Annotated in this window: 4 protein-coding genes; 1 reads left to right on the top strand and 3 read right to left on the bottom strand. The window is 62.7% G+C overall.

Features of this window, described 5'->3' with window-relative positions:
• Positions 1-4: 4 nt before the first annotated feature.
• Positions 5-142, top strand: coding sequence for a LuxR C-terminal-related transcriptional regulator (locus RR842_RS13250; RefSeq protein WP_332517713.1), 138 nt, complete (start codon positions 5-7; stop codon positions 140-142).
• 27 nt (positions 143-169) lie between these two features.
• Here RR842_RS13250 and RR842_RS13245 read toward each other — a convergent pair whose 3' ends face one another.
• Genes RR842_RS13245 through RR842_RS13235 form a run of 3 tightly spaced genes read right to left on the bottom strand, consistent with a single transcriptional unit; the run spans position 170 to position 3,071 of the window.
• Entirely contained in the window at positions 170-1,075 is a 906-nt protein-coding gene (locus RR842_RS13245) for an ABC transporter ATP-binding protein (protein WP_332512240.1), read from the bottom strand.
• A complete protein-coding gene (locus RR842_RS13240; RefSeq protein ID WP_332565247.1) occupies positions 1,068-2,054 on the bottom strand; it encodes an iron ABC transporter permease in 987 nt (328 codons plus the stop codon). The genes RR842_RS13245 and RR842_RS13240 overlap by 8 nt, the downstream gene beginning before the upstream one ends.
• 12 nt (positions 2,055-2,066) lie before the next feature.
• The gene (locus tag RR842_RS13235; RefSeq protein WP_332730062.1) at positions 2,067-3,071 is read right to left on the bottom strand and encodes an ABC transporter substrate-binding protein; all 1,005 of its coding nucleotides are present in this window, start codon (positions 3,069-3,071) and stop codon (positions 2,067-2,069) included.
• Positions 3,072-3,101 lie beyond the last annotated feature (30 nt).

Raw genomic sequence — 3,101 nt, 5'->3', positions numbered from 1 at the left:
AGCCATCGAGCGCGAGCTCGTCATCGCAAACGGAACGCTGAAGTCCCACACCCGTCGTATCTACCAAAAGCTCGGCATCCACACGAAGCGTGAGCTGCAGGCGATGGTCGGCGAGAACGCTCCAAGCGAATCGAAAGCGTAACGCGCGGATGCACGCAGAAACAGAAGCCTAGCCCGGAAACAACGTATAGGCACGGCCCGCAGCCGTCTCATGGGGATGGATACTCACGCCGAAAGCATGCTCCACGGCACCGGCAGCCAGCACCTCCTCGACAGTTCCAGCCGCGACGGCGCGCCCCCGCTCCATCACCAGCAAACGATCCGAGTAGCGCAGGGCAAGATCCAGGTCGTGAATGACCATAACCACGGTCTTGCCTTCCTTTTCGTTCAGGGTGCGAACCAGCTGCATAACCTCGTGGCAAGCGCGGATATCCAGATACGTGGTAGGCTCATCCAACACGATGAGCCGCGTATCCTGCGCAAGCGTCATGGCGATGAAAGCACGCTGGCGCTCCCCTCCCGAGAGGCGGCGCAAGTCGCTTGCGCGGAAGCGTGCGATACCGGTACGCTCGAGCGCGTACTCCACCTGCTCGCGGTCGTCGCGAGTGAGCCTGCCGAACCGCTCGAGATGCGGATGCCGTCCGCAGGCCACCAAAGCCTCAACGGTCATGGCCGGGGGGCGACCCGCCTGTGCGAGCACGGCCACACGCCGCGCGCGCTCTTTGGCGTGAAGCGCCAGCGTACGTACGCCCTCCACGTGCGCCTCCCCTGCCGAGGGGCGCAGAAGACCGTCGATCAGCTTCACCACCGTGGACTTCCCGCAGCCGTTAGGGCCCACGATGCTCGTTACGGCACCATGGGGGAAGACCGCCGAAAGACCTTCGATAAAGGCGTCCTTAGTATAGGAGAACGACACGTTGAGCAGTTCGGCGGCGGGCTCGGCAGACGGCGAGTACCGCTCGGCAGCAGTCGCAACGGGCTGAGACGATGAGAGGCCCCGCGATGAGCCGCCTAGCACCTCACCCGGCATCACGCGGGGTTGCGCGTGCGCGCTCTGAGAAAGAGACTCAGTCAAGGCTGCTCCTCCTGTTCTTCAGAATGAGGTAGATGAAGAACGGACCTCCCAGAAACGCCATGAAGATGCCCACGGGCACCTCATAAGGCGCAAACAGCACACGCGAGAGCAAGTCGCACACCACCACGAACGCCGCCCCCACCACCGCGGACAGGGGCAGTACGAAGCGGTTGTCATAGCCGGCAAAGAAGCGCACCAGATGCGGGATGATCAAGCCTACGAATCCCAGCAAACCCGCAAAACTGACCGCAGCACCGGCGAGCACCGCCGAGAGCGCTAGCAGGCCCAAGCGGCAGGCACCCACCCTAAGGCCGAGCGCATGGGCCGTCTCGTCGCCGAGCGCCATGATGTTGAGGCGGCCGGCCGCAAAAAACGCCGCAACCAAGCCCGAGGCGATATAGGCAACCGGCCACAGCAGGTCGTCCAACAGCACGCCTGAAAGGCCGCCCACCAGAAACGACGATGACCCTATGTAGGCATCGGGATTCACGATGAGGATAGTGTTCATGCCCGCACCGAATACCGTGGTGATGGCGATACCCGCCAGCACCACGGTGAGCCGCGACGTCATGGCACCCAGCGAGATGCCGAAGATTATCAGAGCCGTAACCAGCGCACCGGTAAACGCCGCCAGAGGCGGCAACCAAAGCACGCTGGGAAACACGCTTGCCGCGACAAGCACGAACAATCCCGCACCCGAGTTGATGCCGATGATGTTGGGGCTGGCAAGCGGGTTGTCGAGCACCGCCTGGATGATCGCACCCGCCACCGCTAGCGCCGCACCCGAGAGCAGCGCCGCCAGCACCCGCGGCAGACGCACGTTCACAAGGATGCTCTTGGCTGCTGCGCTCACGTCGCCGCCCGTCGCCCAAGCTGCCAGATCACCTAGGCTCACCGACGACGACCCCACCAGAAAGGCCAGGGCCACCGCGCACGCGAGCACGACAAGGGAAACCGCGACGACCACCGTCTTGCGCATCGCCGTCAAACCCTAGGCGTACAGGTCGTCGAAAAGCACTCGATAGCTCTCGGCCCAGTTTGCGTTCGGCTTGTACAGGAACAGCTCTTTCGACAAGGTAAGGTAGTTGCCGCCCTCCACCGCGGAGAGCGTGGCCCAGGCGGGGTTCGCCGCCGTAGCTGCCTCAAGGTTCTTCAACGCCGCCGCATCGTCGTTGCCCATAGGCACCACGAAAATGAAATCCGGGTTCATCTCGATGATCGACTCCAGGCTGAAATCCTTCAGCAAGCTCCTGTTCTCGTCGGCGAGGTTCTTGCAGCCGAGATCGGCCAACATAGCCCCGGTCATCGACGCGGAAGACTGCACGCGCGTACCGCCCGAATAGGTGGTCATAAGCAGCACCGTCGGGGCCCTGTCCGCAGGCACCTTCGCCCGCACGGCCTCCGTCTCGTCTAAGACAGCCTGGCCGTTTTGCTGGTACAGATCATCGCGACCGGTGATATCGCAGCACGTCCGCAGCATGCGCAGGTAATCGGAGAACGTGGTCACGTCGAAGTAGGCAACAGGGATGCCCGAGGCATCAAGCGCCGCTTTCAAATCGGTCTGGCTCGAATTACCGCCGCGCCCGCCCGTACCTCCGGTCATGATGACGAAATCGGGCTCCAACGCGATGATAGCTTCAAGGTTGGGGCTCGTAAAATCGCCTACCTTCTGAACGTTTTCGGACTGCAAAGCGTAGCCGTCGAACGCATCGTCGGAAGCGCCCACCAAGGTACCGCCCGCAAGCTCCCAGGTGTTGGCGAAGCTTCCCATACAGGCCACCACGCGCTTATGGCTGTCCACCGCCACTTGATTACCCTGGTCATCGGTGAACGTGATGCCTGCACCATCCTGCACCGTCTCACTCTCCGGTGCCGTCGCTCTGGGCGCAGCCCCCTCATCGGCCTTCGAACATCCTGCGCCCGTAAGCAACATCGATGCCGCAAGCGCCGTCGCGCAGCTCACTGCCAGTACACGTCTCAACATGGTAACTTTCATCGGTCGCATCCTCTCGTCGCATCAGTCAGG

This window comes from Gordonibacter sp., assembly GCF_036667095.1.
Taxonomy (GTDB): domain Bacteria; phylum Actinomycetota; class Coriobacteriia; order Coriobacteriales; family Eggerthellaceae; genus Gordonibacter.
Note: the sequence above shows the minus strand (reverse complement) of the source record. Positions and strands in the feature narration are given on the sequence as shown.

Excerpts from the sequence above, each read along its gene's own strand:
- RR842_RS13235 (WP_332730062.1), bottom strand. The coding sequence starts at position 3,071 with ATGAAAGTTACCATGTTGAGACGTGTACTGGCAGTGAGCTGCGCGACG.
- RR842_RS13240 (WP_332565247.1), bottom strand. The coding sequence starts at position 2,054 with ATGCGCAAGACGGTGGTCGTCGCGGTTTCCCTTGTCGTGCTCGCGTGC.